Source organism: Polycladidibacter hongkongensis (genome assembly GCF_001561995.1).
Lineage (GTDB): Bacteria > Pseudomonadota > Alphaproteobacteria > Rhizobiales > Stappiaceae > Pseudovibrio > Pseudovibrio hongkongensis.
On the sequence record NZ_LLWC01000030.1, the window covers coordinates 1 to 26,983 of the forward strand.

Annotated in this window: 42 protein-coding genes and 1 pseudogene; 39 read left to right on the plus strand and 4 right to left on the minus strand. The window is 54.8% G+C overall.

Annotated features, from left to right (window positions below; genetic code table 11):
* Positions 1–168: 168 nt before the first annotated feature.
* From AYK82_RS14270 to AYK82_RS14285, 4 genes and pseudogenes are all read right to left on the minus strand, one after another.
* Positions 169–877 (minus strand): annotated as a pseudogene (locus tag AYK82_RS14270) (IS6 family transposase).
* A gap of 282 nt (positions 878–1,159) precedes the next feature.
* Entirely contained in the window at positions 1,160–1,753 is a 594-nt protein-coding gene (locus AYK82_RS14275) for an acyl-homoserine-lactone synthase (protein WP_068317424.1), read from the minus strand.
* A 58-nt stretch (positions 1,754–1,811) separates the two neighbouring features.
* Positions 1,812–2,456: an autoinducer binding domain-containing protein gene (locus AYK82_RS14280; RefSeq protein ID WP_172795246.1), complete on the minus strand. Its 645-nt coding sequence runs from the start codon at positions 2,454–2,456 to the stop codon at positions 1,812–1,814.
* A gap of 172 nt (positions 2,457–2,628) precedes the next feature.
* Complete coding sequence (locus tag AYK82_RS14285) at positions 2,629–3,069, minus strand: helix-turn-helix domain-containing protein (protein ID WP_068317434.1); 441 nt, start codon at positions 3,067–3,069, stop codon at positions 2,629–2,631.
* An 80-nt stretch (positions 3,070–3,149) separates the two neighbouring features.
* Here AYK82_RS14285 and AYK82_RS18650 point away from each other — a divergent pair, with 80 nt between their 5' ends.
* The 39 genes from AYK82_RS18650 (at position 3,150) to AYK82_RS14470 (ending at position 26,982) form a co-directional block, all read left to right on the plus strand.
* Entirely contained in the window at positions 3,150–3,497 is a 348-nt protein-coding gene (locus AYK82_RS18650) for a helix-turn-helix domain-containing protein (protein ID WP_172795247.1), read from the plus strand.
* The gene (locus AYK82_RS14290; protein WP_068317440.1) at positions 3,494–3,925 is read left to right on the plus strand and encodes a hypothetical protein; all 432 of its coding nucleotides are present in this window, start codon (positions 3,494–3,496) and stop codon (positions 3,923–3,925) included. The genes AYK82_RS18650 and AYK82_RS14290 overlap by 4 nt, the downstream gene beginning before the upstream one ends.
* Positions 3,922–6,150 (plus strand): DDE-type integrase/transposase/recombinase, encoded by a 2,229-nt coding sequence (locus AYK82_RS14295; protein ID WP_068317443.1) that lies wholly within the window; start codon positions 3,922–3,924, stop codon positions 6,148–6,150. Before AYK82_RS14290 ends, AYK82_RS14295 begins: the two co-directional genes overlap by 4 nt.
* Before the next feature lie 56 nt (positions 6,151–6,206).
* A complete protein-coding gene (locus tag AYK82_RS14300) occupies positions 6,207–6,956 on the plus strand; it encodes an AAA family ATPase (RefSeq protein WP_068317447.1) in 750 nt (249 codons plus the stop codon).
* A complete protein-coding gene (locus AYK82_RS14305; protein ID WP_068317450.1) occupies positions 6,953–7,552 on the plus strand; it encodes a hypothetical protein in 600 nt (199 codons plus the stop codon). The genes AYK82_RS14300 and AYK82_RS14305 overlap by 4 nt, the downstream gene beginning before the upstream one ends.
* Positions 7,552–7,926 (plus strand): hypothetical protein, encoded by a 375-nt coding sequence (locus AYK82_RS14310; protein ID WP_068317453.1) that lies wholly within the window; start codon positions 7,552–7,554, stop codon positions 7,924–7,926. Before AYK82_RS14305 ends, AYK82_RS14310 begins: the two co-directional genes overlap by 1 nt.
* The gene (locus AYK82_RS14315) at positions 7,926–8,201 is read left to right on the plus strand and encodes a hypothetical protein (RefSeq protein WP_068317456.1); all 276 of its coding nucleotides are present in this window, start codon (positions 7,926–7,928) and stop codon (positions 8,199–8,201) included. Before AYK82_RS14310 ends, AYK82_RS14315 begins: the two co-directional genes overlap by 1 nt.
* Positions 8,198–8,827: a DUF3164 family protein gene (locus AYK82_RS14320; protein WP_068317460.1), complete on the plus strand. Its 630-nt coding sequence runs from the start codon at positions 8,198–8,200 to the stop codon at positions 8,825–8,827. The genes AYK82_RS14315 and AYK82_RS14320 overlap by 4 nt, the downstream gene beginning before the upstream one ends.
* A gap of 10 nt (positions 8,828–8,837) precedes the next feature.
* Positions 8,838–9,089: a hypothetical protein gene (locus AYK82_RS14325; RefSeq protein ID WP_068317463.1), complete on the plus strand. Its 252-nt coding sequence runs from the start codon at positions 8,838–8,840 to the stop codon at positions 9,087–9,089.
* On the plus strand, positions 9,076–9,327 hold the full coding sequence (locus AYK82_RS18130; RefSeq protein WP_068317466.1) for a hypothetical protein: 252 nt from the start codon (positions 9,076–9,078) through the stop codon (positions 9,325–9,327). Before AYK82_RS14325 ends, AYK82_RS18130 begins: the two co-directional genes overlap by 14 nt.
* Positions 9,324–9,974: a regulatory protein GemA gene (locus tag AYK82_RS14335; protein ID WP_068317469.1), complete on the plus strand. Its 651-nt coding sequence runs from the start codon at positions 9,324–9,326 to the stop codon at positions 9,972–9,974. The genes AYK82_RS18130 and AYK82_RS14335 overlap by 4 nt, the downstream gene beginning before the upstream one ends.
* 27 nt (positions 9,975–10,001) lie before the next feature.
* On the plus strand, positions 10,002–10,421 hold the full coding sequence (locus AYK82_RS14340) for a helix-turn-helix domain-containing protein (RefSeq protein WP_068317472.1): 420 nt from the start codon (positions 10,002–10,004) through the stop codon (positions 10,419–10,421).
* 113 nt (positions 10,422–10,534) lie between these two features.
* A complete protein-coding gene (locus tag AYK82_RS18245; protein ID WP_208976511.1) occupies positions 10,535–11,170 on the plus strand; it encodes a peptidoglycan-binding protein in 636 nt (211 codons plus the stop codon).
* Positions 11,171–11,238: 68 nt separating this feature from the next.
* Complete coding sequence (locus AYK82_RS14350; protein WP_068317475.1) at positions 11,239–11,436, plus strand: hypothetical protein; 198 nt, start codon at positions 11,239–11,241, stop codon at positions 11,434–11,436.
* Between the two features lie 3 nt (positions 11,437–11,439).
* A complete protein-coding gene (locus AYK82_RS14355) occupies positions 11,440–11,679 on the plus strand; it encodes a hypothetical protein (protein ID WP_068317477.1) in 240 nt (79 codons plus the stop codon).
* Between the two features lie 10 nt (positions 11,680–11,689).
* A complete protein-coding gene (locus AYK82_RS18135) occupies positions 11,690–11,830 on the plus strand; it encodes a hypothetical protein (protein ID WP_172795248.1) in 141 nt (46 codons plus the stop codon).
* Positions 11,830–12,045: a TraR/DksA C4-type zinc finger protein gene (locus AYK82_RS14360; protein ID WP_068087425.1), complete on the plus strand. Its 216-nt coding sequence runs from the start codon at positions 11,830–11,832 to the stop codon at positions 12,043–12,045. Before AYK82_RS18135 ends, AYK82_RS14360 begins: the two co-directional genes overlap by 1 nt.
* On the plus strand, positions 12,046–12,375 hold the full coding sequence (locus tag AYK82_RS14365) for a DUF2730 family protein (RefSeq protein ID WP_068087427.1): 330 nt from the start codon (positions 12,046–12,048) through the stop codon (positions 12,373–12,375). It begins immediately after the preceding gene.
* On the plus strand, positions 12,372–12,671 hold the full coding sequence (locus AYK82_RS14370; protein WP_068317481.1) for a VpaChn25_0724 family phage protein: 300 nt from the start codon (positions 12,372–12,374) through the stop codon (positions 12,669–12,671). The genes AYK82_RS14365 and AYK82_RS14370 overlap by 4 nt, the downstream gene beginning before the upstream one ends.
* 3 nt (positions 12,672–12,674) lie before the next feature.
* Positions 12,675–13,262: a DUF3486 family protein gene (locus AYK82_RS14375; protein WP_068087433.1), complete on the plus strand. Its 588-nt coding sequence runs from the start codon at positions 12,675–12,677 to the stop codon at positions 13,260–13,262.
* Positions 13,262–14,926, plus strand: coding sequence for a terminase large subunit domain-containing protein (locus AYK82_RS14380; RefSeq protein ID WP_068317485.1), 1,665 nt, complete (start codon positions 13,262–13,264; stop codon positions 14,924–14,926). The genes AYK82_RS14375 and AYK82_RS14380 overlap by 1 nt, the downstream gene beginning before the upstream one ends.
* A complete protein-coding gene (locus tag AYK82_RS14385; RefSeq protein WP_068317490.1) occupies positions 14,926–16,485 on the plus strand; it encodes a DUF935 domain-containing protein in 1,560 nt (519 codons plus the stop codon). Before AYK82_RS14380 ends, AYK82_RS14385 begins: the two co-directional genes overlap by 1 nt.
* Positions 16,478–17,692, plus strand: a complete 1,215-nt coding sequence (locus AYK82_RS14390) for a phage head morphogenesis protein (protein ID WP_068317492.1) — start codon at positions 16,478–16,480, stop codon at positions 17,690–17,692. Before AYK82_RS14385 ends, AYK82_RS14390 begins: the two co-directional genes overlap by 8 nt.
* Before the next feature lie 89 nt (positions 17,693–17,781).
* Entirely contained in the window at positions 17,782–18,363 is a 582-nt protein-coding gene (locus tag AYK82_RS14395; protein WP_068317494.1) for a hypothetical protein, read from the plus strand.
* A 148-nt stretch (positions 18,364–18,511) separates the two neighbouring features.
* Positions 18,512–18,955 carry a hypothetical protein gene (locus AYK82_RS14400; protein ID WP_156453386.1) on the plus strand — a complete coding sequence of 148 codons (444 nt, stop codon included), beginning with the start codon at positions 18,512–18,514 and terminating at the stop codon, positions 18,953–18,955.
* Positions 18,956–19,143: 188 nt separating this feature from the next.
* Positions 19,144–20,196, plus strand: a complete 1,053-nt coding sequence (locus tag AYK82_RS14405) for a phage protease (protein ID WP_068317500.1) — start codon at positions 19,144–19,146, stop codon at positions 20,194–20,196.
* Positions 20,190–20,588, plus strand: coding sequence for a hypothetical protein (locus tag AYK82_RS14410; protein ID WP_068317502.1), 399 nt, complete (start codon positions 20,190–20,192; stop codon positions 20,586–20,588). The genes AYK82_RS14405 and AYK82_RS14410 overlap by 7 nt, the downstream gene beginning before the upstream one ends.
* Positions 20,589–20,596: 8 nt before the next feature.
* The gene (locus AYK82_RS14415) at positions 20,597–21,496 is read left to right on the plus strand and encodes a Mu-like prophage major head subunit gpT family protein (RefSeq protein WP_068317505.1); all 900 of its coding nucleotides are present in this window, start codon (positions 20,597–20,599) and stop codon (positions 21,494–21,496) included.
* Positions 21,497–21,532: 36 nt separating this feature from the next.
* A complete protein-coding gene (locus AYK82_RS14420) occupies positions 21,533–21,865 on the plus strand; it encodes a hypothetical protein (protein WP_068317508.1) in 333 nt (110 codons plus the stop codon).
* A gap of 105 nt (positions 21,866–21,970) precedes the next feature.
* Entirely contained in the window at positions 21,971–22,168 is a 198-nt protein-coding gene (locus AYK82_RS14425; protein WP_068317511.1) for a hypothetical protein, read from the plus strand.
* 164 nt (positions 22,169–22,332) lie between these two features.
* Entirely contained in the window at positions 22,333–22,665 is a 333-nt protein-coding gene (locus AYK82_RS14430) for a hypothetical protein (RefSeq protein WP_068317514.1), read from the plus strand.
* Positions 22,666–22,694: 29 nt separating this feature from the next.
* A complete protein-coding gene (locus AYK82_RS14435) occupies positions 22,695–23,135 on the plus strand; it encodes a gp436 family protein (protein ID WP_068317517.1) in 441 nt (146 codons plus the stop codon).
* On the plus strand, positions 23,135–23,608 hold the full coding sequence (locus AYK82_RS14440) for a phage virion morphogenesis protein (RefSeq protein ID WP_068317520.1): 474 nt from the start codon (positions 23,135–23,137) through the stop codon (positions 23,606–23,608). The genes AYK82_RS14435 and AYK82_RS14440 overlap by 1 nt, the downstream gene beginning before the upstream one ends.
* On the plus strand, positions 23,605–24,093 hold the full coding sequence (locus AYK82_RS14445) for a hypothetical protein (RefSeq protein WP_068317522.1): 489 nt from the start codon (positions 23,605–23,607) through the stop codon (positions 24,091–24,093). Before AYK82_RS14440 ends, AYK82_RS14445 begins: the two co-directional genes overlap by 4 nt.
* Positions 24,086–24,616: a phage baseplate assembly protein V gene (locus AYK82_RS14450; RefSeq protein WP_068317525.1), complete on the plus strand. Its 531-nt coding sequence runs from the start codon at positions 24,086–24,088 to the stop codon at positions 24,614–24,616. The genes AYK82_RS14445 and AYK82_RS14450 overlap by 8 nt, the downstream gene beginning before the upstream one ends.
* A gap of 52 nt (positions 24,617–24,668) precedes the next feature.
* The gene (locus tag AYK82_RS14455; protein WP_068317528.1) at positions 24,669–24,923 is read left to right on the plus strand and encodes a hypothetical protein; all 255 of its coding nucleotides are present in this window, start codon (positions 24,669–24,671) and stop codon (positions 24,921–24,923) included.
* A 15-nt stretch (positions 24,924–24,938) separates the two neighbouring features.
* Positions 24,939–25,274: a GPW/gp25 family protein gene (locus tag AYK82_RS18140; protein ID WP_172795249.1), complete on the plus strand. Its 336-nt coding sequence runs from the start codon at positions 24,939–24,941 to the stop codon at positions 25,272–25,274.
* Positions 25,271–26,149 (plus strand): baseplate J/gp47 family protein, encoded by an 879-nt coding sequence (locus tag AYK82_RS14465; protein ID WP_068317533.1) that lies wholly within the window; start codon positions 25,271–25,273, stop codon positions 26,147–26,149. The genes AYK82_RS18140 and AYK82_RS14465 overlap by 4 nt, the downstream gene beginning before the upstream one ends.
* Positions 26,146–26,982, plus strand: coding sequence for a phage tail protein (locus tag AYK82_RS14470; RefSeq protein ID WP_068317534.1), 837 nt, complete (start codon positions 26,146–26,148; stop codon positions 26,980–26,982). The genes AYK82_RS14465 and AYK82_RS14470 overlap by 4 nt, the downstream gene beginning before the upstream one ends.
* The last annotated feature ends 1 nt before the right edge of the window (position 26,983 follow it).

Sequence of the window (26,983 nt, forward strand, 5' to 3'; positions counted from 1 at the left end):
GGGACAGGTCGTAAGAACGGCTAGCCTCGGCCACCGTCGTCTTGCCCTGCAGGATCTCAATAACAAGCGCCGATTTGCGCTTCGCTGTCCAACGCTTGAAACCGTCTTCCAATGTCTCACTCATCGCTACCATTTTCCTCACTGTAGCATGAGCAGGAATGCACTGGGTCAATACAAGGCATCAATCATGGTAGCGGTTTTCCATTGGGCGAAGGCGCTGAGATGATGTAGGTGAATGTCGAATGCGGAGCGTGGGTTGTGAGGGGGACAAACAGATTGCGTAGGCCAGAGAAGACTGCCAGAAACCTTTGAAGCTGTCCCGGTGGCTTGAATATCTGCATGGCCCGCTCCCGTTTTCACAATGGGACATGGTAGTTCTCGGCACGATTGTTGAGGCCCTTGTGGGACCAATGTTCAACATTGGGCATGACCTTGCGTTTCGCGGCCCCGTAAAAAACAGTTTGTCAGTGACGATCAGCTTAGGTGCCATGCCCTGCTTTGTCAGGAAACGGGTAAGCAACCGCTTGGCAGCCTTGGTATTGCGCCGTTTTTGCAGGATTTCGTCGAGAACATAGCCATTCTGGTCAACGGCGCGCCACAGATAATAGTGTTTGCCTTGGATCAGGATCATCATTTCGTCCAACAGCCAGACATCATTCGCACAGGCTTTCTTACGCCGCAATTGACGACTGTAAGCCGATCCAAACTTATTGCACCATCGGCCAACGGTTTCATAAGGGACATCAATCCCGCGCTCCAGCAGCATGTCCTCCACTTCACGTGGGCTTAGGGAAAAGCGACAGTAGAGCCAAACCATGTGAGCAATGATCTGCGGCGGAAAGCGGTGCCGCTTGTAGCTAATCGATGATGGCGTCATACGCCAATCGCTATCTCTTCAGGCTGGTGCCAAAGTTTACGTGACAACGCCATTTGGATTAGTGGGGCATGCGGTTTGCTCATTTGATGGCGTGAGCTGGCCTCAAGGTTAACTCTATCTCAGCTAAATTGAGAAGCAGAGCGAGTGTGAGAGTTGATGTTAGACAGCGTGTTTCGAACACACTGCGAACAAATTGTAGCGCGCAAGTTCGTAATGGAAAATGCGCAAGTTCGTAATGGAAAACAATGCGTCGCGCATTTCGCGGTATTTGCAGCTGATAATTTAAGCCAGCTCAAATGCGGGTTTAAATTTATCAAGAGCGTCATTCACATTAATCAATCCAATTATGCAGCGTTGCTGATCAACCATCCATTCTGCATTTGCGTCAAACGGCACGTGTCGTGGCGCTAGGAGTGACTTCATAATCAGGGGGTGCATCACGCCGAGAATATACGCACCACCTCGCTCACGAGCGCCTATCAGACTTTTATGGATTAGTAGGTCCAGCGCCCTCCCGCGCTCTATAGCAGTCAAGCTTCGTGCCGTGCAAATTCTGCTGGCCTCAATAATCCGGCTGCGGTTTGGAGGTAACTTTGAGGATTTCTTAAGCCATAGATCATAGAGCATTGTAGGTGACGCGCAGCTGATTAGTCGGCAGCAGGCAATAGCTTCGCCCTCTTTCAACACAACCACATAATCTGCCTCTGGTGTGTCGTATTGATCAAATTCCCAGCCATTGCAAATACGCACTTGCCCTTTGGATTTTTGATCATAGGCCAGCCTATTAATGAACCCCTCAGACCGAAGTTTATGCTGGGCCGCCCACGCTTGGCAGCCCGTTGCCGCCAGTCTCCAATTTGTAACAGATACGCGCATATTCCCTCCCTAATCGCAGGGAATACAGCAAGCAAAAACATCTATTGGTAGGGTGACATCAGGCGATCCCCAGACGCGTGGCCGCCGCTATAGCTGCAGCGGCATTACCCTTGGATAGCTTGGAGTATATTTTTCTGAGGTGAAAGTTCACACCATCACGCGTTATCCCAAGAGCATCGGCGATCTCATCGCCGCTTGCGCCCTGTGCCAAGTGGTGCAGAATTCTTTGTTGCTTACGAGTAATTTCTTGTAAAGGGTGCGCGAATAACTCGCCATCAAACGACGCCAGCGCTTTAGCGTGGAACATGGCCCCCAAACCGATAGCTTGATAGGTCTGCTTGCTATCTAGTGCACTCGAGGCACCGAACGATAGGCAAAACCTTGCTCCGCCGGGACCGAGGATCGGCATGGCGAAACCATGCCGTAGTCCATGAGCTGCTGCGGCCTGCAAGACATTTCGCTCATCCTTACAGGTGGCCAGCTCATGCCAACATAGCGGACGCCCAGCAGATAGAGTGTTTCTAACAACCGGGTCATTATCTGCCAGCCCCTGCGAAAAATACTCATCCACCCACTCAGCTGGGTAATTGAGCAGGACCGCTGGCGTGTGATGGTCAGCGCTAACATGCCCGCTTAGGCAGCCATACGCGACGTATTCGATTCCCAAATTCGAGCAGTCAGCAACGAGTAAATCAAAATCCATGCGGTCAAACTCCGTCCAATAACTACACATATGCTTAGTTATCAACAGTTGAATGACTTTTCAATGCTAGTTAAATGGCGGGTAAATTTCCCACAAAATACTAACAGCGTTATCATCAGACTAAGCGCTGCGGTCAGCCGATTGAATGAAACACTGCCGCGTTCGGTATTTCTCAGTCTAACAGGAATGCGATAACATCTGGCAGCGTATTGAGTTTGCTCTTAGCGACATTGCCCTCGGGATCCGCCTTGCTCAGTGCCAGATGATAGGCACTGGCCAGAACACCACCCACCTGACTGGAGGGGTATTCATTCAAAGATTTCCGCGATTTGAGTTCTCCCAAAACAACCTCTACGACCAGTTTAAAAACAGGCTCATTTAGGTGGCCCTGAGCTATCTGCGATGAACTCTCCTCGCCGGTTATCAGCCAGTTCATGTCTGTCCCGAATTGCTCTGCATATCCAGCCAAGAGATCTGCCGGAGGTTGGCGCTTATCCTGCTCGTAATTTGCAAGGGTCGACTCCGCAACATTGAACAGTAAAGCGGTTGATCTGCGTGAGCGTGGCTCGCGTGCCAATGCCAGTCTCTGCCCTAGTGATAGGTCGTTTGCCATCAGAAGCTCCAATATTGCGCTTGCCATACCAGTCAAATGACTGTTAGGTTCGTCACATACGTAAACAAATGAGCGCAGTTATGAACAAACCGGCCCGCGATAAATTTGACGTTCAGAGAAAACTTGCATCGCAAAACCGCACGCTAACGAGCTTGGCCCGTGATGCCGGTTACTCTGAGTCTCTTTGTCGAGGTGCCTTTTGTCGCCCGACACTGCTCGGCGAGGCCCTAATTATCGCCGCAACTGGCTATTGTGGCCATGAGATTTGGCCTGACCGCTACGATTGCACAGGAACTAGACACGTTCGACAAGGGAAAGCTACGCAAAACAGGTGCGTTTCACAATGTCAAACTGCCTCTGATTGTGTAGCTACAAAACTATGTAGCAACCACAAACGTAGTGCATCGCAATGTGGAGATGCCCTATGAATGAACTAAGCGATACATGGGGTATTGACGACCTCGGAGACAGACGCCCTCCTATTATGGGCACTGAGGTTAGTGCAGTGCTTAAGCAGCAACTTAGCGAGGCCATGCAAAACAGCCCTCTAAGCCGCGCTGAGATCGCTCACCAAATGTCACTATACTTGGGTGTAAAGATCAGCGAAGCGCTGCTTAACCAGTATGCCGCGCCTTCTGCTGGCGACAAGCAAATGTCTCTCCCCCGTTTAGCCGCTTTCATTCATGCAACAGACGCAATCAGCCTAATCCGGTTTCTACCATCACTGTTTGGCTACTCAATCATCAACGAGAAGCAGCGCGCGCTGCTGGAACGTGAGCTGCTTAAAGAGCGATTAAAAGCGCTTGAAAGTGAAATAGCCCGCGCAGACGCGACCTATCAGGGGAGCGGTCAATGAAGCAGTGGTGGAGCACAAACGAGCTTATTGAGGCGAGATTGCCCGGTCTTGCATCCGCAGCAGCAATTTCCCGCTGTGCCACTGAAATGAACTGGGCTGCGGCACCGGACAGGTATCGCCGAAGGGCCGGGCGTGGCGGGGCTCGTGAAATCCATCTGAGTTTACTCCCGCAGCTGGCACAGGATGCGCTGGCAGCGCGTGCAGCGATGGACCGGATTAACAGCGCACCGCTAAATGAAACCAGCGAACAAATATCTTACAAGCAAGATGCAGCCAACACTTCAGTTGAGCGACGCGATCTGGATGCCAGACTGGCCATATTGTCTGCAATTCAGTCCTACCAAAACGACCGTGCATGCAGTTTCTCCAAGGCTCTGCGCGTCGTTTCGGATCAATACAACGCAGGCGAAATTAAAATTGCAAACTGGGTGAAGGACACAATCCCCAGCTTCAAAAAATCTGCCGCTTACAATTGGCGTGCAGCTATGGAAAACGGTGATTTTTCATCCCTTGCCAGCACCAAAAAGCTGTCGCGTGCACAAACAGGCGTTCTGGAGGCGGCGCATAGCGGTGCTGTCAAACAGTTCATTCTCGGGTTGATCGCCAAACAGCCGCACCTGAGCTGCAAACCGATACGCGCCGCTGTGATTGCCAAGTTTGGCGAGAGCTTCGAGCTGGTTGCCAGTTCTGGCGAGGTCAAAACCGTTGCCTGCCCGCCGCTGCGCACCTTCCAGCATCATATCAAGGCATGGAAACAGGAGCACGCCAACGAGTTGCTACGCCTCACCAACCCCGATAAATACAAGGGCAGTGTGCGCATGGTGGCCGCTGGTGGTGCCAGCGCCAATATCCACCGCCTGAACCAGCTATGGGAAATTGATGCATCGCCCGCCGATGTTATGACCACCGAGGGGCGCTGGCATATCTACGCCTGCGTTGACGTATTCTCGCGCCGCGCATTGGTACTGGTGACACAAACCCCGCGCGCAGACGCTGTGGGTGTGCTCATTCGTGATGCCATTGCAAAATGGGGTGTGCCAGAGGCTGTTAAAACCGATAATGGTAGCGACTTTGTTGCCAAACAGACAGAGCGGCTGTTCGCCGCCCTTGGCGTTGAGGTGCTGACCTGTGATGCCTACAGCCCCGAGCAAAAACCGCACGTGGAGCGGTTTATCGGAACATGGCAGCGCGGCTTTGCCGAGTTACTGCCCGGCTATGTGGGGCACAGCGTTGCGGACCGCACTGTCATTGAATCGCGCAAGAGGTTTTCCGATCGGCTCGGCACATCGGATGCCGAGATATTCGCGGTCGACCTATCCCCGCAAGAGTTACAGGAGGCATCCAACCAATGGGTGGAGACCGTCTACGAGCACAATCGTCACGGCGCATTGGGCTGCACGCCATTTACCAAGGCACAGCAATACACCGGCTCCATTAAAACCGTCGATGAAACCGCACTAAACGTGCTGCTTGCGCCAATTGCCAGCGGCAATGGCATCCGCACAGTGACAAAATCGGGCATCCGCTGCAACAACGAGCACTATCTGATTGGCAACGTGATGGTGGGCGAGCGGGTGTTCTGCCGCCAAGACCCACGTGATCTGGGCAAGCTGTTTGTGTTTTCAGATGACGGCGAGCAGTTCCTCGGCCATGCCTTTGCACCGGTGCTGGCTGGGCTGGATCCGGTCAAAACCATCGCGCATGTGCGCAAAATGCAAAAAGCGCTGGAGGAAGAACAGATCACCTCCATGCGTCGCCAGATGCGCAAGATCGGCCCGCGTGATGTGTTGAACGCGGTGCTGGAACAGGGCCAAAGCAACGTCACAGCCTTCCCAAAACCAAGCGAGACACACAGCACACCGATGCTGTCCGCCGCTGGCGAGGTGACAAAACTCACCCAGCCGGAACTGCCGGACGGGCTGGATGATGTGATGGCGCAAATAAAAGCCGAGCTGGATAGTGAGACAACGCAGCCTGCCCAGCCACCAAAGACACCAAGCCAAGCGCAGACAAAGCCAAGCACGGCCACAAACACCCGCCCCATTAAGGCAGAGAGCCAGTTCGACCGTTATCGCCGCGCACTAGCCTTGGAAAAACGTATTAGCGCAGGTGATCCGCTGAGCGAGGCAGATGCCCGCTGGCTGGCCGGATATCGCGAGGGTGCGGAATACAAATCCATGAAAATCATGGCTGACGAGTTCGGGGAGAGTTTTCTGGAGGGCTAGACCTTCCCAAAAAAAGACCGCTCGAAAGCGGCCAATCTACAATTGAGGACTAAAACATGACAGGTAACCGGAATGTTGTCAATGGCGGCTTTGCACCGCTTAAAAATGTCGCTCTAGCCATGCAACTGGCGAATAAGCTGATTGACCGTGATTTTAGCTTACCCGGCTTTGGTGTCTTTTATGGCCCATCGGGGTTTGGCAAAACCCAGTCGAGCATTTTCGTCCAGAACAAAACCGGTGCCACACGCATCGAAATTGCTGATAGCTGGACGAAAAAGAAAATGGTCTCGGCAATCCTGATGGAGCTGGGCGTACAAAAACCGCGCGGCACCATTGCCGATCTCACCGAACAGGCCATTCACCTGCTTTCAGACAACCCGCACCAGCCGCTGATCATTGATGAAGCGGATAAGCTGATTGAGAAAAAACTGGTGGAGCTGGTGCGCGAGATCCAAGAGCACAGCCAAGCGCCTGTGTTGCTGCTGGGCGAAGAGCTGTTGCCGCAAAAACTGGAACAATACGAGCGGGCACATAATCGTGTTCTGGATTTTGTCGGCGCACTGCCTTGTGATCTGGATGACACGATGGCTTTGGCGCGATGCTACGCGCCAAAACTACAGATCATGGAGGATCTGGCGCAGCGCATTTGCGATGAAACCCATGGCAGGGCAAGGCGCATTGCCACCACGCTGGTGGCGGTACGTGAATTTGCCACCAATGCCGGATTGGAGCGCATAGATAGCACTGACTACACCGGCAAAATCATTTCCGGCGCGTCTCCGGCAACTCGGAGGCTGGGCAAATGAGCAAGATCTTGCAGCTGGATCCGGCAGTCGCTCGGGTAAATCGAGGCTTTCAGTACTACTGGGACGTGATCAAGGAATTGAGCGGGAAGCAGAAGGTGTTTACCGCTGAGGATGTGGCTCGCAAGTGCGCGCGCGGAGCGTATTCCGAGGTCGCAGACTACATTGGCCGTTTGCGCATTGCTGGATATCTTGAGGTTGCCAGCAGCTTTGGGGATGTTGAGGGCTACCGCTTGCTCCGCCGACAGCTCAACTACCCACGCATCCGGCGCGACGGAACAGTGCTGCCTACCAGCGGGCAACAATGCCTCTGGAATGCCATTCGGCAACTCGGCTGGTTTACCCCGGACGAGCTGCGCATCGCCGCATCGATAGAAGAATACCAGCCCACACCGGCAACCGTCCGGTCATACCTACTGAAGCTGAAACACGCTGGCTATTTGTCCATGCGCAAGGGCGCGCGCGGGGTCTACCGCTATCGGCTGCAACCTGCCATGAACACCGGCCCGATGGCCCCGCAAATCCTGCGCACAAAGGCCGTTTACGATCCAAACCGCCAGAAGATTATGGAAATCATCAGCGTGAAGGAGAGCAGCTGATGGCGCGCGATACACGACTGTTTTGCGAGCAGATCACCGACCATTGGCGGCCGGTGCCAGATTGGGTGGCCGCACTGGCGGGCGAGTGTGACCGCACCAGCCAAGTGAAAGTGGCCGCGCGCCTTGGGGTATCCAACGCGCTGATCTCTGGCACCTTAAAGCGCTCGTACAAGGGGGATCTCAGCCGCATCGAGGAACTGGTACGCGGGGCACTGCTCAGTGAATGCGTCGAGTGCCCGGTACTGGGCGAAATAACCCGCGATATCTGCCTCAACAACCAGAGCCGCGATTTTGTCGCCACCAGCAGCGTGCGCACGCGTGTCTATCGCGCCTGCCGCTCCGGCTGCCCGCATTCCAAACTGGAGGTGAGTTAATGGAAGTGCCAATCATCATCACATTGAACTATGTGCGCGAGCACCTGCTGCAACAGGCAGCAGGTGTGCCGATGAGCCGTGAGCTGTGCCTTGATCTTTCCGACATGTGCGAGCAGGCCGCCCGCGCGGCAACGCAGCTGGAATTAAGCCTGCCGCGCAGCTCCCTGCAAGAGCTTTTTAATCCGGTTTTAAAGGCAGCGGCAGAGCCGGAGCGAGCGGCCACGATCATCCCGTTCAAACAACACCAGTTCAAACAGCGAAAGGTTTCCAAATGAGTGAGCAAGCAGCCCAAATGACTGAACAAGAAGCAATGTGGAAGGATGGCAAGGGCCGCTTGGTGCCGCTGAGTGCCATTAAAACAGAGCACCAGATTGAGGATGGTTTGGTGCGCGCCGTGGCAAACCAAGCGGCCGAGCTGTCGCAGCTTTTAACCGAGTTTAAAAGCACTGTTCTTGAAGAAACGGAGGGGTTTAAAGACCTGCTGGCAGGCGAATACGGTATCAAACGTGGTGGCAAAAAGGGCAACATGACGCTCACCAGTTACGACCAGAGCCTCAAGCTGGAAATCCAGAACACAGACCGCATCGTGTTCGGCCCTGAGCTGGAGGTGGCCCAACAGCTGATAGACGAGTGCATCAAGCGCTGGTCGGTGGGTGCCAACGATCATTTGAAGGTTATCGTGCAAAGTGCATTCGAGACCGATCGCAAGGGTAATCTGTCGGTTGCCAAAATCATGGGGCTGCGCAAGCACAATCTGGATGATCCGGACTGGCGCAAAGCAATGAGCGCCATTGCCGATGCCATTCGCCCCTATGAAACGGCCACCTATGTGCGCGTCTATCAGCGCAATGAGCGCACCGGTGCATTTGAGCCGATCACTCTTGATCTGGCGAAAGCATAAGGAGGTCGTGATGGGTGATTTATCACGGGATCAGGATGCCATGACCATGCAACACGCCATGCTCATTCGCGATGTGTGGGCACGTCGCGGCTATCCACTCAGTGTCACGGTGGTGAGTGAGGCCACGGAGTACGGACGCATTGCACGAATAGCCTCCGGCCTGCGCAATGGCCTGCCCCATGGCTGGACAGGCGTCAAAGCACCGGTGCCGCCGCTGCCGATCACTAAACGTCAGCGTGGAGGTTTCCATGAAGAGCGTTAGTTCCGATCGGGTCGTTATTCCGGAAGAGGCCAAGCGGCAATGCAAGGATTTTTATCGTGGTATCAGCACCGGCATCGACGAGACGAGAAAGCGGTTGCGCAGTCCAATGCGGCTGCCTTGCCTCACCGCGTTGGCCTTGACCATCAACGAACTGCTCGAGGACATCGAGGACGAGGATCTGCAGGCAGACAAACGCTCTGTGATTGTGGAAACCATTGCAAATGGAGGTGTGGAATGACGTCGATAAAAGCCTTGTTTGGCCGCGCCCGGCAGCTTGGACTGGCCGAGGACGACTTGCGTGATGTGGCCCGCCAGATCACCGGCAGTGACAGTTTGCGTGGTCACAACCGCGAAACCTATGAGGTGATTTTACAGCGCATGGGTCCGGCTCCGCGTCGCACCAGCCTGTCCTCACCATACCTGACCAAAGCGCGGGCGCTTTGGATTGCCGGATACAATCTAGGGCTGGTGCGCGATAAACGCGATGCCGCTTTGTATACATTTATCAAGCGGCAAACCGGTTTGGATCACGGCACATGGCTCAGCCATGAGCGCGATGGCAAGCGGGTTGTTGAAGCACTCAAGGGGTGGCTTGCGCGTGATGGCGGTGTGGACTGGAGCCGGGAGACCACCCGTCCCACTGCAATGAACAATCCGCGATTTCAGGTTGCGATCGCTATTTACCAGCGGCTGCAGGTGGCCGCGAATATGCGCGATGAATCGCCATTTGACGGGTTGATGCGGTTTATCGACGGTCATGTCGGGCCGCTCAGCCTAGCGCAGATCACTCCGGGCCAGTGGATTATAGTGCAAAACGCGCTTGGCGAGCGCTTGCGCGATGTGCGCGCTGGCCTTGGCAGCGCCGCAATTCGGCGGGCCTCATAGAAGGCCAATTCCAGCGGAGTGCTACAGATGGACCGCAGCTATTTTACACCAAAAATGAATGAACTGGTTGAGCTGGCCGGTATCTCCGAACACGCGGTTGAGCTGCTGATACGGAACCGGGGTGGATGCCGCATTCGCATTCCACGCCAGCTCCGTCCCGATCATTGGCTGTGCGGATTGATTGGCGCGAAAAACGCAACGTTACTCTCCGATTATTATGGCGGCGAGGATATCGATTTGCCGCTAGGGCCGTTCTCGTCATCTGCAGAGCGGCATCAGGCCATCCGGCGGTTGGATCGGGAGGGGCTGAGCTACAATGAAATTGCCAAGCGCACGGGGGTGAACCGGCGCACAGCAATCAGGCATGTAAAAGGGACGAGCAACCGCTCACAGCAAGAACAGCCGGACATGTTTGCCGGTCACCACCCGCGACCAAAGCGGAAATAAGCATGTCAATCACGCAATTCGTACCTTGCCTTTAGGGCCGGTGAACCTGTCACCGGCCCTTTTTCTTGCTCTTACTGGCAGTGTTTCAGCATCAATTGTTTGGAGTTGCTCCTATGAACATACTGTCCGCCAGATCTTGTCGTAAAATTGAAGATATTCACCCCGATTTACTGCAGGTCGTATTGCTGGCCTGCGAACTAACAGAGCAGCCATTTCAGGTCAGCGAAGGGCTGCGCACGCTTGATCGGCAAAAAAAACTTTTGAAACGCGGGGCCACCCGAACCTTGAACTCGCGGCATTTGACCGGCCATGCGGTTGATCTCTATGCAACCGAAGAGGACGGCACCGGCGCATTGTGGCAATTCGCGCTTTACTGCGACATAGCCGATGCCATGTTTGCTGCGGCCGACCAGCTGGATGTTGACCTAAAGTGGGGCGGCAATTGGCCAAAATTCCGCGATGGCCCGCATTTCTATCTGAGCCGCCAGCGTTATCCTGCAAAGAAAGAGGCACCCGCCCATGCGGGCGAGGTTCTCTCCCTATTCGCTGGATGCAGCGGGGATGTGGTTCACGTTCTGCAACAGAGTTTGCGGTCGCTTGGATTTGGCAACATCGAACCAGACGGCGATTTCGGCCCCCGCACGCGGTCCGCTGTCAAGACGTTCCAGCAGCAGCATGGTCTGATCGCCGACGGCATCGTTGGTCCGCAAACACGCAAGGCGTTGCAACAGGCCTTGCAACAAAAATAGCAGTTCCTCCCGCTGGCACACGGCCCCATCACCAAAACCCAAAACCTCTGCTTTAAAGGAGCTTAAAAATGACCCCGACCAAATCCGCTTGGGCCTCGAAAATCAACTGGACAGCCACCATCGGCGCATTGGCAGGCCTTGCCACCGTGTTCGGCATTGATATCGACCCGGCGTTACAGGCCAAAATAGCCGCTTCCATTTCGGCTGTCTCCGGTGTGGCGGTGGTGATCTGGCGCACGTGGTTCACCACCAAACAAATTGGCTAGCCCGTGAGCTGGCTGGCAGTCATCACCGCGCTTGTCAAATTGATGGGCGCGGTGGCCGCTTATTCCAAACAGATACAAACAGACAGGGCAGCACGGGCACACGTGATGGCACAGGTGCTGCAAAGGATGACCGATGACCTGCAATTGGCCGCGCGCACGCGTACTGAGTTTGATCGTGATTTGCAGCGCAATCCTGAGCGGCTGTACGACGATGACGGCTACAAACGCACCGGTGACGCGTGATTTGCCCCGCATGCAATGCCTGATTTTTACGCCGCTCAGCTGGCACGATGACGACACGCGCGGCACCATAATTGGCGTCAAACGCCACAACGCTGTTTATGCCCGCCAATGTTCGTCGATCATTCCCATCGCCAAACCGGAGATAGCGTAGTGAACCAAGAGGCCCAGATCGAACAGGCACGCAAACGTGTCGAAGCCGAGGCCCGCGAGGCGATTACATCTATCCAGCAACAGCTGGATGCCAGAGGGTGCGAGCGTTGTGTCGATTGCGAGGCGGTTATTCCAAAGCGTCGCCGCGCGGCGAGCCCCAGTGCCATTCGTTGCATTGATTGCCAGAGCCGCTTCGAGATTGAGGGAGGCCGGTAAATGTGGAGCGCTGAAGACTTGCGCAACTGGCTGGCGGTATCGCTGTCGACCATCGCCATCATCACCACCATCTGGGGCTGGTTGCAAACCCGGGCCCGTGACAATTCCGGCAAAATTGAGCGCTTGTCAGAGCGTTTGGTGAAAACCGAAGGCACGCTCAAATCATTGGAGCGCGAGCTGGAGCATTTGCCGAGCAAAGAGGCGGTGCATCAGATCGAGTTAACACTGGCCGAGGTGCGCGGCGGTCTCAATACCATGGCCACGTCGTTCGAGAGCATCAAGCGCACCACCGAGCGCATTGAAAACCACCTGATGGAGAGCGGTAAATGAATTATGCCGACAAAATAAATTCTGATGTGCGCTTGATTGTATTGCGGGCACTTTACAACGAGCCGGATTATTCCTTGAATTCGTCGATCCTGACCAAAATTCTGGAGGAGTTCGGCCATGTGAAATCGCGCGATTATGTACACAATCAGCTACGCTATCTGGAGCGCGAAGTACAGGCGCTCACATTGCGCTCCGCCGGATCTATTCTTATCGCCCAGCTCACTCAGTCAGGACGTGATCATGTGGAGCGCCGCCGTGTGCTAACTGGCGTTGATCGCCCCTCTCCGGAGGCGTGATCAATGGCAAAAGAGCGTGCCAGTCGTGGACGTTTGTCCGATATTGATCTGCTGCCGGACGAAGCGCAAAGCGTGGTGGAATGGGCTGCGCAGGAGCTGGCAAAAACCGACCGCACCCAGCAAGACATTCTGGAAGAGTTTAACAGCCGGTTGAAGATTATTGATCCAACGCTCGGTCCCATATCCAGATCGGCGTTCAATCGCTACTCCATACGCCAATCAATCATGACCAGGCGGCAAAAAAACACCCGCGAAATCGCCAAGGCAATGGCGCTCAATCTGGGCACGCAAAGCTCTGACGAGGTGACAATTTTGGCTGCGGAAGCCATCAAGACATTGATTTTTGAAATCCTTGGCGATGCAGGCGAAACCGGCCTTGCACCGGTTGAGGCCATGCGACTGGCGACAGCGCTCAAACAGGCTACAGCAGCCCAGCATATTTCCTCCGATCGCAGAGCCAAGGTCGAGCGCGAGTTTGAAGAAAAGGCGAAGGCAGCCGTGGACCGCGTTGCCAAGAAAAAAGGCATTTCCAAAGACGCGGCCAATACCATCAAATCCGCCATTCTGGGTGTGGACATGGAGGGCAAATAATGAGCGCACCCGTTCGCCAGAAACAGATCGAGAAGGCCGAGCGCTTAACAGCAAAGCGATGGGCCGAACTGCGAGCTGATAGCGGGCGCGTAACCCCAGCAGTCGGCAATCTGGCAGACATGGGACAAACAGATGTGCTGCTGGGGTATCAGCAGCGCTTATTGATGGCAACCGCCAGTCATCAGGTGACAGTGGTTGAAAAATCACGCCGAACCGGTGCCACGTGGGCGCTGGGGGCTGATGCGGTGCTAACCAGCGCAACGGCAAAATCCGATAGCGGCCAGAACACCTACTACATTGGCTTTAATCTGGAAATGGCGCGCGAGTTTATCGATTGCTGCGGCGAGTGGGCGAGTGCCTTCCACAATCTGGCCGTCGAGATCGAGGAGTATTTGTTTACCGATGGCAAGTTGCCGGATGGCAAGGACAACAATATCCAAGCCTTCCGGATCCGCTTTGCCTCCGGCTTCCAGATCGTGGCGCTTTCCTCCAAACCGCGTTCATTGCGTGGCCGTCAGGGCTATGTAATTATTGACGAGGCCGCGTTTCACGACGATTTAAAAGAGCTTTTAAAAGCCGCTCTTGCCCTGCTTATGTGGGGCGGCAAGGTGTGCATTATCTCCACTCATGATGGCGACGAAAACCCGTTTAACCAGCTGGTGAATGACGTAAGGGCGGGACGCAAACCCTACGCCCTGCTGCGTTTTGATCTGGATGATGCGCTTAAGGAAGGACTGTATGAGCGCATTTGCCTGCGCACTGGTGATACTTGGAGCGCTGAAGGTGAAGCGCACTGGCGCGAGAACCTCATCGCCTCCTATGGCGAGGGTGCAGAAGAAGAGCTTTATTGCGTGCCTTCAAAAGGGGATGGCGCTTATTTGCCAAGTTCGCTTATTCGCGCCCGCATGGAAGACGTGCCGGTGCTGCGCTGGTCCTGTCCGGACGGGTTCGTCCATGAGCCGGAAGAAAAGCGCATTGCTGATACCAGCGACTGGCTGGAAGAGCATGTGGCTCCGGTGCTGGCAGCGCTTGATCCGGATCTGCGCCATCATGCCGGGCTGGATTTTGCCCGTGTGGCCGATTTGACTGTCCTGTGGCCCTTGCAAGTGCAGCGCAATATGGCACTGCGCACACCGTTTGTGCTTGAGCTGCGCAATGTACCGTTCGAACAACAAAAGCAAATCTTGCTCTATGTGCTGAATGCCTTACCGCTGTTCTCCTCAGCCGCTCTTGATGGGGGCGGCAACGGAGCCCATCTGGCCGAGGTTATCCAGCAGCAGTTCGGTGCACACTGTATCGAGATCATTCTGTTCAGCCAGAGTTTTTACCGCGATAATTTTCCTGTTCTGAAAGCTGGGTTTGAGGATGGCGATTTCTTCATTCCTAAAGATGACGACATCCACAACGATTTTCGCGCCATTAAAACCCAGCGTGGCATTCCGCAGGTGCCGAGCGACCAGCGCACACTGGAGCTGGCCTCAAAGGGCAAGAAACGCCATGGCGATGGGGCAATTGCAGCGCTGCTCGCCAAATACGCCAGTGAAATGGACGTGGCCGAATACGCCTACATTACGCAGCTGAGAGATGAGCTGGACAGCACCGACGACGATGACTGGGCCGATGAGGCAACCCTTTATAATGCGCGCACAGGTGGATTGGTCTGATGGATTTAAAAAAGACTTTAAAGCGTTTTGCAAAGCCTAAAAAACTGGCACAGCGCCAAGCAACCGCCACCTCTCAAGGGGTGCGATCGGTCGTAGGCGAGCCGGTGGCCAATTCGATCACACCGCAAAAGCTGGCGGGTATTTTGAAGGCGGCCGTTGACGATGACCCGGCAGAATTTTTCGAGTTGGCGCAGGAGATGGAAGAACGTGATGGCCATTACGCATCCGTGCTCTCAACCCGCAAGCTTGCGCTGATAGGGCTGGAAGATGATCTCGGCGCAGAAGACAGTGACAAAAAAGCCCAAGAGATTGCCGAGGCTGTGCGCACGGACGTACTAGAGAACCCGCTGTTTGATGGTCTGAAGATGGACCTGCTGGACGCGCTCGGCAAAGGGGTGGCTCTGGTAGAAATCACGTGGGACACTTCCGGCCCGCGCTGGAAACCCGCCGCCTTTGACTGGGTGGATCCACGCTGGCTACAGTTCGACAAACAAACACGGCGCGAAATCCGCCTCAAGCAGGATGAAAATGCAGAGGGTATCGCGCTGCAAGAGTTCAAGTATGTCACCCACTTGCCCAAGATCAAGTCAGGTCTGCCGGTGCGCGGCGGTCTGGCGCGGTTGGCGGTCTGGTCATGGATGCTGAAAAGCTACACGCTCAAGGACTGGGCGGCGTTTTGCGAAATCTTCGGCCAACCCCTGCGGCTTGGCAAATACAGCGCCAAAGCCAGTGACAAGGACAAGCGGGCGCTGTTGCAGGCGGTGCGCTCAATCGCCCGTGATGCAGCCGCTATCATCCCGCAAACCATGGATATGGAGCTGATCCAGAGTAAATCCACTGGCGGGGCCGTGTTTAAAGAGCTGGCGGAGTATCTGGACAAACAGATCAGCAAAGCCGTGCTCGGCCAAACCATGACCACGGACGATGGCTCCTCCCAGTCTCAGGCAACTGTGCATGATGATGTGCGCTCCGATATCAAAGCGGCAGATGCGGCGCAGCTGGCCCGTTCGATTAACACCCATTTAATCCAACCCTATGTGATGCTCAATTTCGGGCGGCAGGAACGCTATCCCGTTTACAAGCTGGTGATTGAGGAGCCGGAAGACCTCAAAACCGAAGTGGAAATTCTGGATACGTTGCTAAGCAATGGTCTGGACGTATCGCGCTCGCAGATACGTGATAAATTCGGCTGGCGTGCCCCTGAGGATGAGGAGGACGTGTTCCTGGTCAAACAGAAGGAGGAACCGCAGAAATCTGCCGATAAGCCACCTATGAGCACCGCACTTAACCGCCAGAACCTGCAAACTGACGCCCAAGAACACATGCATGATCACCCGGATCACTTGGACACGATCATTCAAGACGGGCTGAGCGACTGGCAAAAGCAAGGCGACCCGCTGCTGGATCCGGTGTTCAAAGTGCTGGAACAGGCCCACGATTACGCGGGTTTTTTAAAGGCGCTTGAAAGCCTGATGCAACAGCAGGATATGGGGCCGCTAACAGATGCGCTGACACAGGCCACTATCAAGGCACGCATAAGCGGGGCAGCGGATGAGTGACACATTCCGCTTTGCGCAAGGACCAGCGCCGGAGGTGGCTGCCTATCTGGACGCCCGCACGGTTGCCGCCAGTTTCGACTGGCGCGACATCTACGGCCAAGAGCATGCATTTAATTTTACGGTAGCCAAAGCCACGCAGCTGGATGTTTTGACAGAGCTTCACACGGCCACCCGCGCTGCGATTGATCAGGGCCTGCCGTTTGAAGCATTCAAAAAGCAGCTCGCGCCCAAACTGCGCTCCATGGGCTGGTGGGGCAAGCAGGAAATGGACGACCCGCAAACCGGCGAACGCAAACTTGTCCAGCTGGGTTCCAACCGCCGTTTGAAAACCATTTACTGGGCCAACACCCGCACCGCCTATGGCGCGGGCAAGTGGCAACGGGCGCAGCGTACCAAAAAAGCGCTGCCCTATTTTGTCTATCGGCTGGGGGTGGCGAGCGAGCACCGCCCGCATCATGTGGCCAAGGAAAATGTGGTGCTGCCGGTCGATCACCCGTTTTGGGATACGTGGTACCCGCCCAACGGTTGGGGCTGCAACTGCTGGCTGCGCCAGATCACCAAGCGCGAGGCGGAGCGCTATGGCGGCGAGAGCACCCCGCCACAGGTACCAATGCGCGAATGGACCAACAAGCGCACCGGCGAGGTGTTACAGGTGCCCGAGGGCATTGACGCTGGTTGGCAAACCAACCCCGGCAAGAGCCGCGCCCACAATCTGGCACAGCATCTCAGTGGCAAACTGGACGCAGCGCCAGCGCCACTTCGCAAAGCAGCCATGCATGACATGCTGAACTCGCAGGCCTTCAAGCAGGTGCAAGGTGGTGCATTTGGGACAAGTAAAGAGGTGTTTGTGCCAGTTGCCATCGTGCCTGAAAACGTTGCTAAACAAATGGGCGCGACAACACGGGTGGCGCTGTTCTCGCCGGAAGATGCTGCCAAACAGATTCGCAAGCGGGACGGCTTGGATGGATTGAACCTGCAGCCGAATGACTATTTGAAGGTTCAGCAACTCTTGGACAATGGCGTCATTTTACATGAACGTGAACGCAGTTTTTCCGCGTCTGGTATGATTGAAGGCAAAGCATGGTTTGCCGCCTTTAGAGTGACCAAGAACGGGACAGAGTTGTTTTTAAAGTCATTCCGGCGGGCGAATCCGGATGAAATAGCACTGCGCATTAAGAAAGGTCGTGCAGTCGGTTCTGGTCAATAGACTGAATGGGTGAGAGTATTTTTGGTAATTGAAGCGAGTCGCAATCATTTAGACTTATTTATTACTGATCCCATTTAGGAGAGAAATTAATGAGGCCCTATAACCGCATTACTTGGTTTGAAAACAAAAGCAGAAGAAAGATGTTGTTGGAATTTCAAAGAGATGTAAACGATTATCATCAAAGTCTTGAAACTATAAGGAAAGACAGAATTCCAGACTATGTCATCGAAGGAAGCGGCAGCAAAGCTATACGCACAAAAATCAATAGAAACCTATCTCAAGCAAAAAAAACAATCGAAGCAAGTAAAGTCCCATGCGACGTGTTGGATGGTATCTTTTCTTCGTTTTCAGTTGCACATTTCGGGGCTGAAAATCAGCATTTTGCAAATATCGAGAGTTGCATCGACCAATCAATTGGCGTTTACGAAAGCTCAATTCGGGCCAGCATCTGGAGGACTGTCTGGCCACTGACTTACGTGTCTTATCTAACATCGTGGCTTTTACAAGAGATCGAGGTGACCCTTTCCCTCAAACCCGGCAAAATTACGGGAACAGTTATTGGCAAACTTGGCGAAGCAATCCTGAACCTTGCTATAGCAGGTGTCGCAACTTACTTAACATGGGAAAACTGGTCAGCCTTCGTAGCTTGGGTCACAAAGCTATATTCTTGATAGGATAAAGGCTGGAACAGCGCCCTGAGAGCCGGATACCGCTCCCAGAGGGTTTCCCCTCGCATCGCAGGTGCGATGGTTGTCCGTTGCATGGGCGCTGGACTAACAATAGTGTCGTTTTGTTACTTTTTCAATAAGGGTTTTACAAATGCGAATTCTATTCCTGATAGCAATGATGTTCTCGTTCGTCTTTATGCAACCTTCAAACGCGGCTGTAATAGACGCTTACAAAATGGAAAGCGTCGTTGAACAAACGCACGCGGTCTATGACATAGCCTCCGATTTGATGAAGGCGCAAACACTGGAGGAATTTAGAGCCATCGAGAAGGCGCACATTGAACCGCTCATCAAAGCGCGTGGAGAGCTGTATCCCATCTATTTTTCACATGATGTGCTCTATTTATGTACCGATTATATTGATGACGTTCTGGAGCTCATCGACATCACGCGTGATTTAAAAATGGGGCGGCGCTCCAAGGCCGAGTGGCTGGCGCTGCAAAAAGGGGATACTGATCGAATTTCGCTCTCTGTTCAGGGCTGCACACTGGCACTGGAATATGTGAAGGCGCTTCAAGACGAGAAAGCGCCGTAGAGGCGCGTCCAAAACCTCTCTGGTATGTTGGGGTATGGCGAACCCAAACGTCGCCCCAACCTTTCAAAACCCCTTTTAACGGCGAAATACTTCCCGCCACTCCACCCCCACATTACAATTTACCTGTGTGATGGCCCGTTCCAGCTGTCACCCTGACTGAATTCGGCCAGCTGCAGCAAGCTGGCAGCATGAACACAAAACCACACCACCTTGAGGCAACCGGCATTGCTCTGGCGCTCAATCGCGCTGAGGAGAAATCCGCTGTGCCATCCATGATCGAGCTGCTGCCCGCAGGCCACCTGCAGGGTATTGACGGACGCGAGTGGCTGAACAGCCAGCCAGATGCGGTGATTGCAGCGTTTAACAGGCAGGGCAATCCCCTGCCTGTCGATTATGAGCATGCCACGCACCGTAATGATGGCCAATCGGCACCAGCCAGCGGCTGGATCAATCGCCTTGAAAACCGTGATGGTGCGATTTGGGGCCATGTGGAGTGGACCGAGGCGGCTAATAAAATGATCGCCGCGCGTGAATATCGTTTCATCTCGCCTGTTTTTACCTACAGCGCATCTACAGGACAAATTTCCGCGCTGCGTTCTGCTGCGCTCACCAATCTGCCTAATCTCAAATTAACAGCGCTTAACAAGGCAGACTCTGGCGACACGCCGGAGGCACGCGCTCACATTCCTTTTGAAACGACCCTCTTACCGGAGAGCACCATGAACAAAGATCAGCGGCTGGCGCTGTGTCGCCAGCTTGGACTGGCTGACGAAGCGTCGGACAGCGCCATTTTGCAAGCGGTAACCAAGCTGCAGGATGACACGAAACTGGCCATGAACAAGGCGCAGCAGCCTGACAGTAAGCTGTTCGTGCCGCGTGCCGATTATGAAAAGGTCTCCAGCGACCTGAAAGAGGCACAAAACAAAATCGATGAGGCGCACCACGTATCCATTGAGGCCGAGGTGGATGCCGCCATCAAGGCAGGCAAAATCGCCCCATCCAGCAAGGGCTACCATCTTGCCGCATGTAAGGCCGAGGACGGCCTGAAAGGGTTTCGCGAGCTGGTTGGAATGCAAACCTCAATTAATACACCGGGCGCTGGCAAAAAAGGTGAACCGGACACCAAGCTGGCTCTCAATAAAGACCAGCAGAGCATTCTTGTCAGCCTCGGCGTGGACTTGACTGACGAAAAACAAAAGGCCGCTGCACTGGCTGATTTGAAGGAGGCAGGCGCATGTTGACACGGGGCCGCTTATATGAACGGCGGGCGGGCGAACGCCTCACCCTGCCGCTCGCACCGCAAACCGGCATACTTAAAGGCGCGCTGGTGATGGTTGAGGGCAGCACTGTTGTGCCCGGCAAAACCGCAAAAGGCTTGGCAACAGTTGGCATTGCCGAAAACAGCGTGCAAGCCGCAGCTGCGGGGCAGACCGCCAATGTCGACATCCGCCGCGATGGTTGGTTCCCGTTTGCCAATAGTGCCGATGACCCGATCAGCCGCGCAGATATTGGCCGCGACTGCTTTGTGGTTGATGACAATACGCTCGCCAAAACCCATGGCGGCAACACCCGCTCGGTTGCAGGCATCGTTCGCGATGTGGATGCCACCGGTGTCTGGATCTCTTTTAAATAGGTGTACCCATGGATTTAAACCATACAAATTTGCGGACAGCCGGTGTCGGTTTTAAAGCCGCTTACAATATCGGTTTTCACAGTGTGGCTCCGCTGTGGCAAAGAATTGCCACCGAGGTGCCATCGACCACCAGCGAAAACGAATATGGCTGGCTGGGTGCATTTCCGGCCATGCGCGAATGGCTGGGCGAGCGTGTGATCAACCAGATCGGCACCCACGATTACACACTCAAAAACCGTAAGTTTGAAAGCACTGTCGCGGTGCTGCTCGACAAATTGGCCGATGACAATGTGGGCATCTACCGCCCGCTGATGCAGGGCATGGGCGAGGCTGCGGCGCGGCATCCAGACGAGCTGGTATTTGAAGGGTTGCAAGCCGGGTTTGAAAACACCTGCTATGACGGCCAAAACTTCTTTGACACCGACCATCCGGTGCTTGGTAAAGACAAACAAGAGCGCTCGGTTTCCAACCTGTTTGGGGCCGAAGACGGTTTTCCTGCGTGGTATTTGATGGATACCAGCCGCGCGCTCAAACCGCTCATTCGTCAGGTGCGGCAGAAACCGGAATTCGCGGCGCTGACCGATACGAGCTCGGATCATGTGTTCAATCTGGACGAGGTGCTCTACGGCGTCAAATCCCGCGAGAATGTGGGCTATGGGTTCTGGCAGATGGCATTTGCCAGCAAGCAGGAATTTAAGGCGGACAATTTTGCCAAAATGTACACCGCCATGACCTCGCAAACTGGCGACTATGGCAGGAAGCTGGCGCTGCGCCCGAATGTGCTGCTGGTGCCAAGCGTCCATGAAGACGCGGCCAAGGTGCTGATGAGCGCTGATAAAATCAATGGCGAGCCAAACCCGCACAAAGGCAAGGTCGAGGTCATGGTTTCGCCGTGGCTGGACAGTTAGCCCCGCCAATCTAGCGCAAGTTCAAAGGGTAAAACCATGCAAGAGAACACGACAAAAAAGTGGGCGGTGACAGTCACCGCCCTGACAGATCGCCGACGTGGCGGGCTAAAGTTCCTCAAAAACCAGCCGGTGACCGTACCATTTGGCGAGGGCGATGAGAAACTGCTTGAGACACTGATGGCAGACCCGATCCTCAACATGTCCGCGCCGTTTGAGTTGGAGCCGGAGGGAGGTGACAAAGGGCCTAATACTGGAGATGATGCGGCGATTGGCAGGAGTGAGCCACCGGAGACGGACAAACAGAAGCCGCCAAAACCGGCAGCGAAACCACGCAATCGCAAACCGGCCACCAAAGCACCTACCAGCTAGCACAGCGTTGGGGTGACATTTCGCCTAGACCCGCCGCGCTGAACCCTTTCAGCGTGGCAGGTGCTCTCTGACTGCAAATCAACATCTAGATTATTGAGGTGAAGCATGAAGGACACTCAAGATGATTTTTTGTTTGAGAGCGAGATTGCTGACCAGATGGGGCAGCTGATGCTGGAGGCAGTCGATCGCTTAAAGGTGGTCGATGACCTTTGTCCCGGATCTCAGGCAAAATGGTCATTTCAGTTGGATGGTGTAGCGTTCCAAGCCTGCATAAGCGTCCTGCCAAGTTCTGGGCCTGAGTGAGATACCAAGGATCTACGGACTAACGCGCCGTAGGCATAACACGTCTTTCGGTTTGCAGACAAAACAAAGTTACCCCTCTACAAGTTGCCTTTGATGCACATTTTTCTTCATAGCTTAAAGTTTTCGCTAGGCGGTGCTCCGCAAACGTTTGAGAGATGATAATAATGAATAAAGATCTAGCTGGCTGCATTAATGGAATGTCCGCAAAGTGCATTGCCGAGCACCTGACAGGGGGCGAGCCGGATGGCTCTTACCCGCATGATGCGGGTGATTTTGGACGCTGCGAGGCTTTGCTGGCAGCATTCCCGCAGCTGCGTGTGCGGCTTTTGGAAATGGCTGAGGTCAATGACTACTGGGCGGCGCTTGCCCCGCGCTGGGAAGAAATAAGAGCCGCCCAAAATCAGAATGAAATCATCAGCTCGATTGTCCGACCGATCGAAGATCGCGATCCCAAAGTCGCTCGCTTGGGCGGTGGCATAACAATACGTTTTAACTAGAGAACCGTGTTTTCTAACAGGATCCCGCTATGACCTACGCAAGCATTGACGAGTTAACCCGCGCTATTGGCGAGGACGAGCTGCTGACATTGGCGGATCCGCAGCGCAGTGGCAAAGCCGATCTGGCGCTGGTGCAAACGGCGCTGGATGATGCCAGCGCACAGATTGATGGCTATCTGACCATGCGCTACCAGCTGCCATTGACAGGTAAACCGGTGCTGCTGCGCCGCCAAGCAATTGATATTGCCGTTTATCTGTTGGCGCAAAGCCATGCACAGCTCACCGAGGCCATTGAGACCAGATACAAACATGCGGTGCGGTTTCTAGAACGTGTGGCCGATGGCAAAGCCGGGCTGGGACTGGCAGAGCCGGAAGCCACTAACCCCGGAGATGCGGACGGAAGTGACAATGTGTTGTTCGACGCACCGCCTGAGCGGATGATGACCCGACAAAACCTGAGCGGTATGTAATGTCTACCGGTTTTACCGTTGATTTTCCAAGCGATGAGATCAGCCGTGCGATCAGTGCGCTGACCGATCTGCGCACCTACGAGCTGCGCGATGCCATTGGCGCTCTGGTTGTCAGCCAGACTCAGCGGCGCATTGACGAGGAGAAAACATCCCCCTCCGGCGAGCCTTGGGCCGCAAACCGCGAGGGCAGCGAAACACTGGTTAGAACCGGTGCGCTGCGCGATACCATCGACCACCGGCTGGAGGGCGATGACATTATTGTCGGCACGCCGATGATCTACGGCGCGATCCACCAGTTTGGCGGCACGATAGTGCCCAAGGAGGTGCAGCATCTGGTGTTTAACGCCGGTGGCCGCAAAATCTTTGCCAAACAGGTCACCATTCCGGCGCGGCCATTTCTGGGGCTATCTGCTGACAATACACGGGAAATCGAAGAGCTGGTTACCGATATTTTAACGGAGCTGATAGAATGAGCGCTTACCCCGATCCAGACACGTTGCTAGATAATATCTGCAAGCAGATTGAAGCAATGAACATTTTTGCCGATGTAGAGGTGTTGCATGGCAAGTTTCGTATAGAAGATCTGGATACGCGCAGCTTTCGCAGTCCATCCGCGTTTGTAACCATGTCCAGCGCCACACCGCGCATCCAGCACGCAGGGCAAGTGCGGCTGATGTGTGCGCTTGCTGTCATGATTGTTGCCAAAACAACGGACCGGCACATAAGCGCGTGGCAAGCAGCCACCAAAACACTGGAGCTTTGCCATCGCAATATGTGGGAGCTGACACAAATCAGCCAGCCAACGGAATTCCAAATTATTCCGGTGGTCTCCAGTAGTGAGCGGCAAAAAAACCAAACGCTGACCGCCCTCACGTGGAAACAGAATTTAACCCTAAGCGAGCCGCAAACGCCTGCCAAACCGGTAGCGCAAACTGAAGAGGTCCGCTCCCATGGTTGATGCACGAGACATTCGCGACCTGCAGGCGCAAATTACCGATCTACAGGCACAAATTCGCAACATGGTGCGCGTTGCCACGGTTACGTCATTTGACGCCACAAACAACCGCTTGGTGGCACAAGATCAAAGCGAAGGAGATAGCGATACGCTGCAAACACCGCCAATCCCGTTCCTGCATCAATCAGGTGCTGTGCAACGCCGTGCAACTATCAGCGCTGGTGAGCAGGTGTTGGTTATCTCGCCTTGTGGCCAGTTTGGTCCAGCCAGTTTCGCCATACCGATCGGCACCACAAACACCAACCCCAGCCCGTCGGCGGCAGAGGTGGAGGATGTGACAATTGTCGGCGAGACAACGCAGCGGCTGTTGCCTGAGCAGGCCGAACTCACGTCTAAGCGCGTGGACCTTGGCGCGACCGGCGGACCAGCGGTGGCGCGGGTTGGCGACATGGTGCAAATCGATCGAGGATCTTCCAAGGGGCTATGGCCGATTGTCACCGGCGCAAAGCGAACATTCGCGCAGTAAATTAACGGGCGAAACGCATTCCTTTTAATAGCCTTTAAATGGTGAGGTAGTGATGGCCCGAACTCCTGCAAAACCCGCAAAACCAGATCAACCAAAGCTGCCCGCATTGCCGCAGGGCTATAGCGCAAAGGATGCCCGCATCCTGCAGCGCGAGGTGATGATTGGTAAACTCTACTCAGTTGGCACGCTGGTGCTGATCAATGATCGCGGCGACGTTAAATTCAACGCGCATCATGACATTCTCGTTCTCACCCGTGAGCTGGTTGAAAACTGGGACGCTGCCGGATTTACCACGGCATACGCATAATTGATGCTGGTTGGTATGGACCGCTATAGCGGGGCCGAGTTATCCGGCCCCGAGCGGGCCTTTCAGTCGGTAGAAGCCACGCTTGAAACCCCGCGCAAGTCGCAGGTTGGTGCACGTAGCTACGGCTCCGATTTGCCCTTGCGCATCTCTTCTCCCATGAATGAGGAGAGCGAGATCGAAATTGCTGCTGATCTAGTGGATGCGTTTTTGTGGGAACCCGAGCTGGAACTGCTCGACTACCGACTGGAGCAGGCAACACCGACCGGCATGCTGCGCATTTCCTACCGGGCAAAATTTATTCCCTCTGGCGAAATCTATACCCGCATTATCGAAAAGGGAGAGCGCACGTGAACGATCTATCGTTATTGCCAGCGCCCTCGCTGGTTGGCGAGCCAAGCGTTGCGGACATACTGGCACGAAAACTGGATGTGTTTTTGCGTCACTATAAAACCGAGACAGGCAAGGATTTTACAGCACTTACTGAAAGCAGCCCAGTTGTATCATTGCTGCGCGCGGCGGCAGAGGACGAGTATAACGAGCGCTTGCGCCAAAATGCCCGTTATCGTGCCCGTTTTGTCTACTATGCAGATGGTGACAATCTGGATCTTTTGCTGAGTGAAGAAGGCTTGCAGCCGGTTGCTGGCGAGAGCCGTGCGCGCAAACAGGAGCGGATACGATTACAAAGGGCCGGATCCTCTGCTGCCGGTCCGGCAGAGTGGTATCGCCGTCACGGCATCGGGGTGGCTCCGGACGAGATTGCCGATATCAAGGTCGATTTCCCGCAGCTCTCGCAGGTGCGTGTTACCGTGCTGGCGAGCAACGCGACGGGCATTCCAAGCACTCAGCTTCTGCAGTCAGTGAGTGCCCGTCTGCAAGCGGATGATGTGCATCCGGATGATCATATTGCCGTTTCTGTTGTCCCGGCTGAGGGCGTGCCGGTGTTTGTCCATGCCGCAATTTTTTTCGAACGCGGGGCAGATCAATCCATTTTAAAACCGCTTGAAACCGCCTTTCAGATGACATGGGCAGCCAAGCGGGCATTGGGCCGCAAACACGCTTGGAGCTGGATTTCATCACAGTTCATGGGCGCTGGCATTGTAGATGTGCAAAATCTGGGCGCACCGCCGCCAGACATCTTGCCAAACCAAGTGCCGCTGCTCAGCGCTGTTAAACTGGAGCCACGGGTTCTGGGCGCACGATTACAAGGTACGGGAGAGAGCGCATGAGCCTGCCGCTACCTGTGAGCGCCACACCGCTCATGCGAGCGCTTGCTGCTGCCATAGCCCTGCCGGATGATATGCGAGCGCTGCCCGAGCGCATAGAACAACGGCTCAACAAACCGGCAGACGAGGACTTGCCGTTCCTGATCTGGGAATGGGGGCTGGGCGAAGTTGTCAATTACCTGCAAGACCCGCGCGCGGCGCTTGCAAAGGGGCGCGCGTGGCAGCGTATACGCGGGACTATTGACGCAGGCCATATGGCCCGCAACTGGATTGGCGTGAGCGCAGAGCATGAGCAACACGCAAAAAAGTACACAACACTGCACTTGGACGCCCCAACCAGCGGACGACAAAGCAATGCGGTGGTTTCGCTTTCCAAAGCCTCTTCGTCATTGCGCTCTCATCTACATCGCCTCACGTACAATCTGGACCACCGCGCATTCCAGTTCGCAAGTCATCATTCCCGTTATGGCCATATGATTTATGGCGCGGATAGTGGCATTCTCTTTCATCCGGACGGGCCGTTACTGTCATATTTAGACAAGGCGCATTTCACTGTTTCAACAGAGGCCGAGCCACTGGCGATCTTCTCTCAAGTAGTTGTGAGTGTTGCGCATCTAGAGGGTGACATTCGTTATGCCTCTTCACGCCTGCCAGCAATCTCCACCCGAAACACACTTGCAGCTGTCACCGGTGTGGCAACCGCTGAGGACTGGCAAACTACCGTCAATCTGGGTGGCCGAGCCGAAATTATGCCAGCACCACCAAGCGGGCTGACACCAGATTTACACCTGCCGGGCACAAGCCCCCAAGCCATTCTCGTCGTTTTTGAGGACTGAT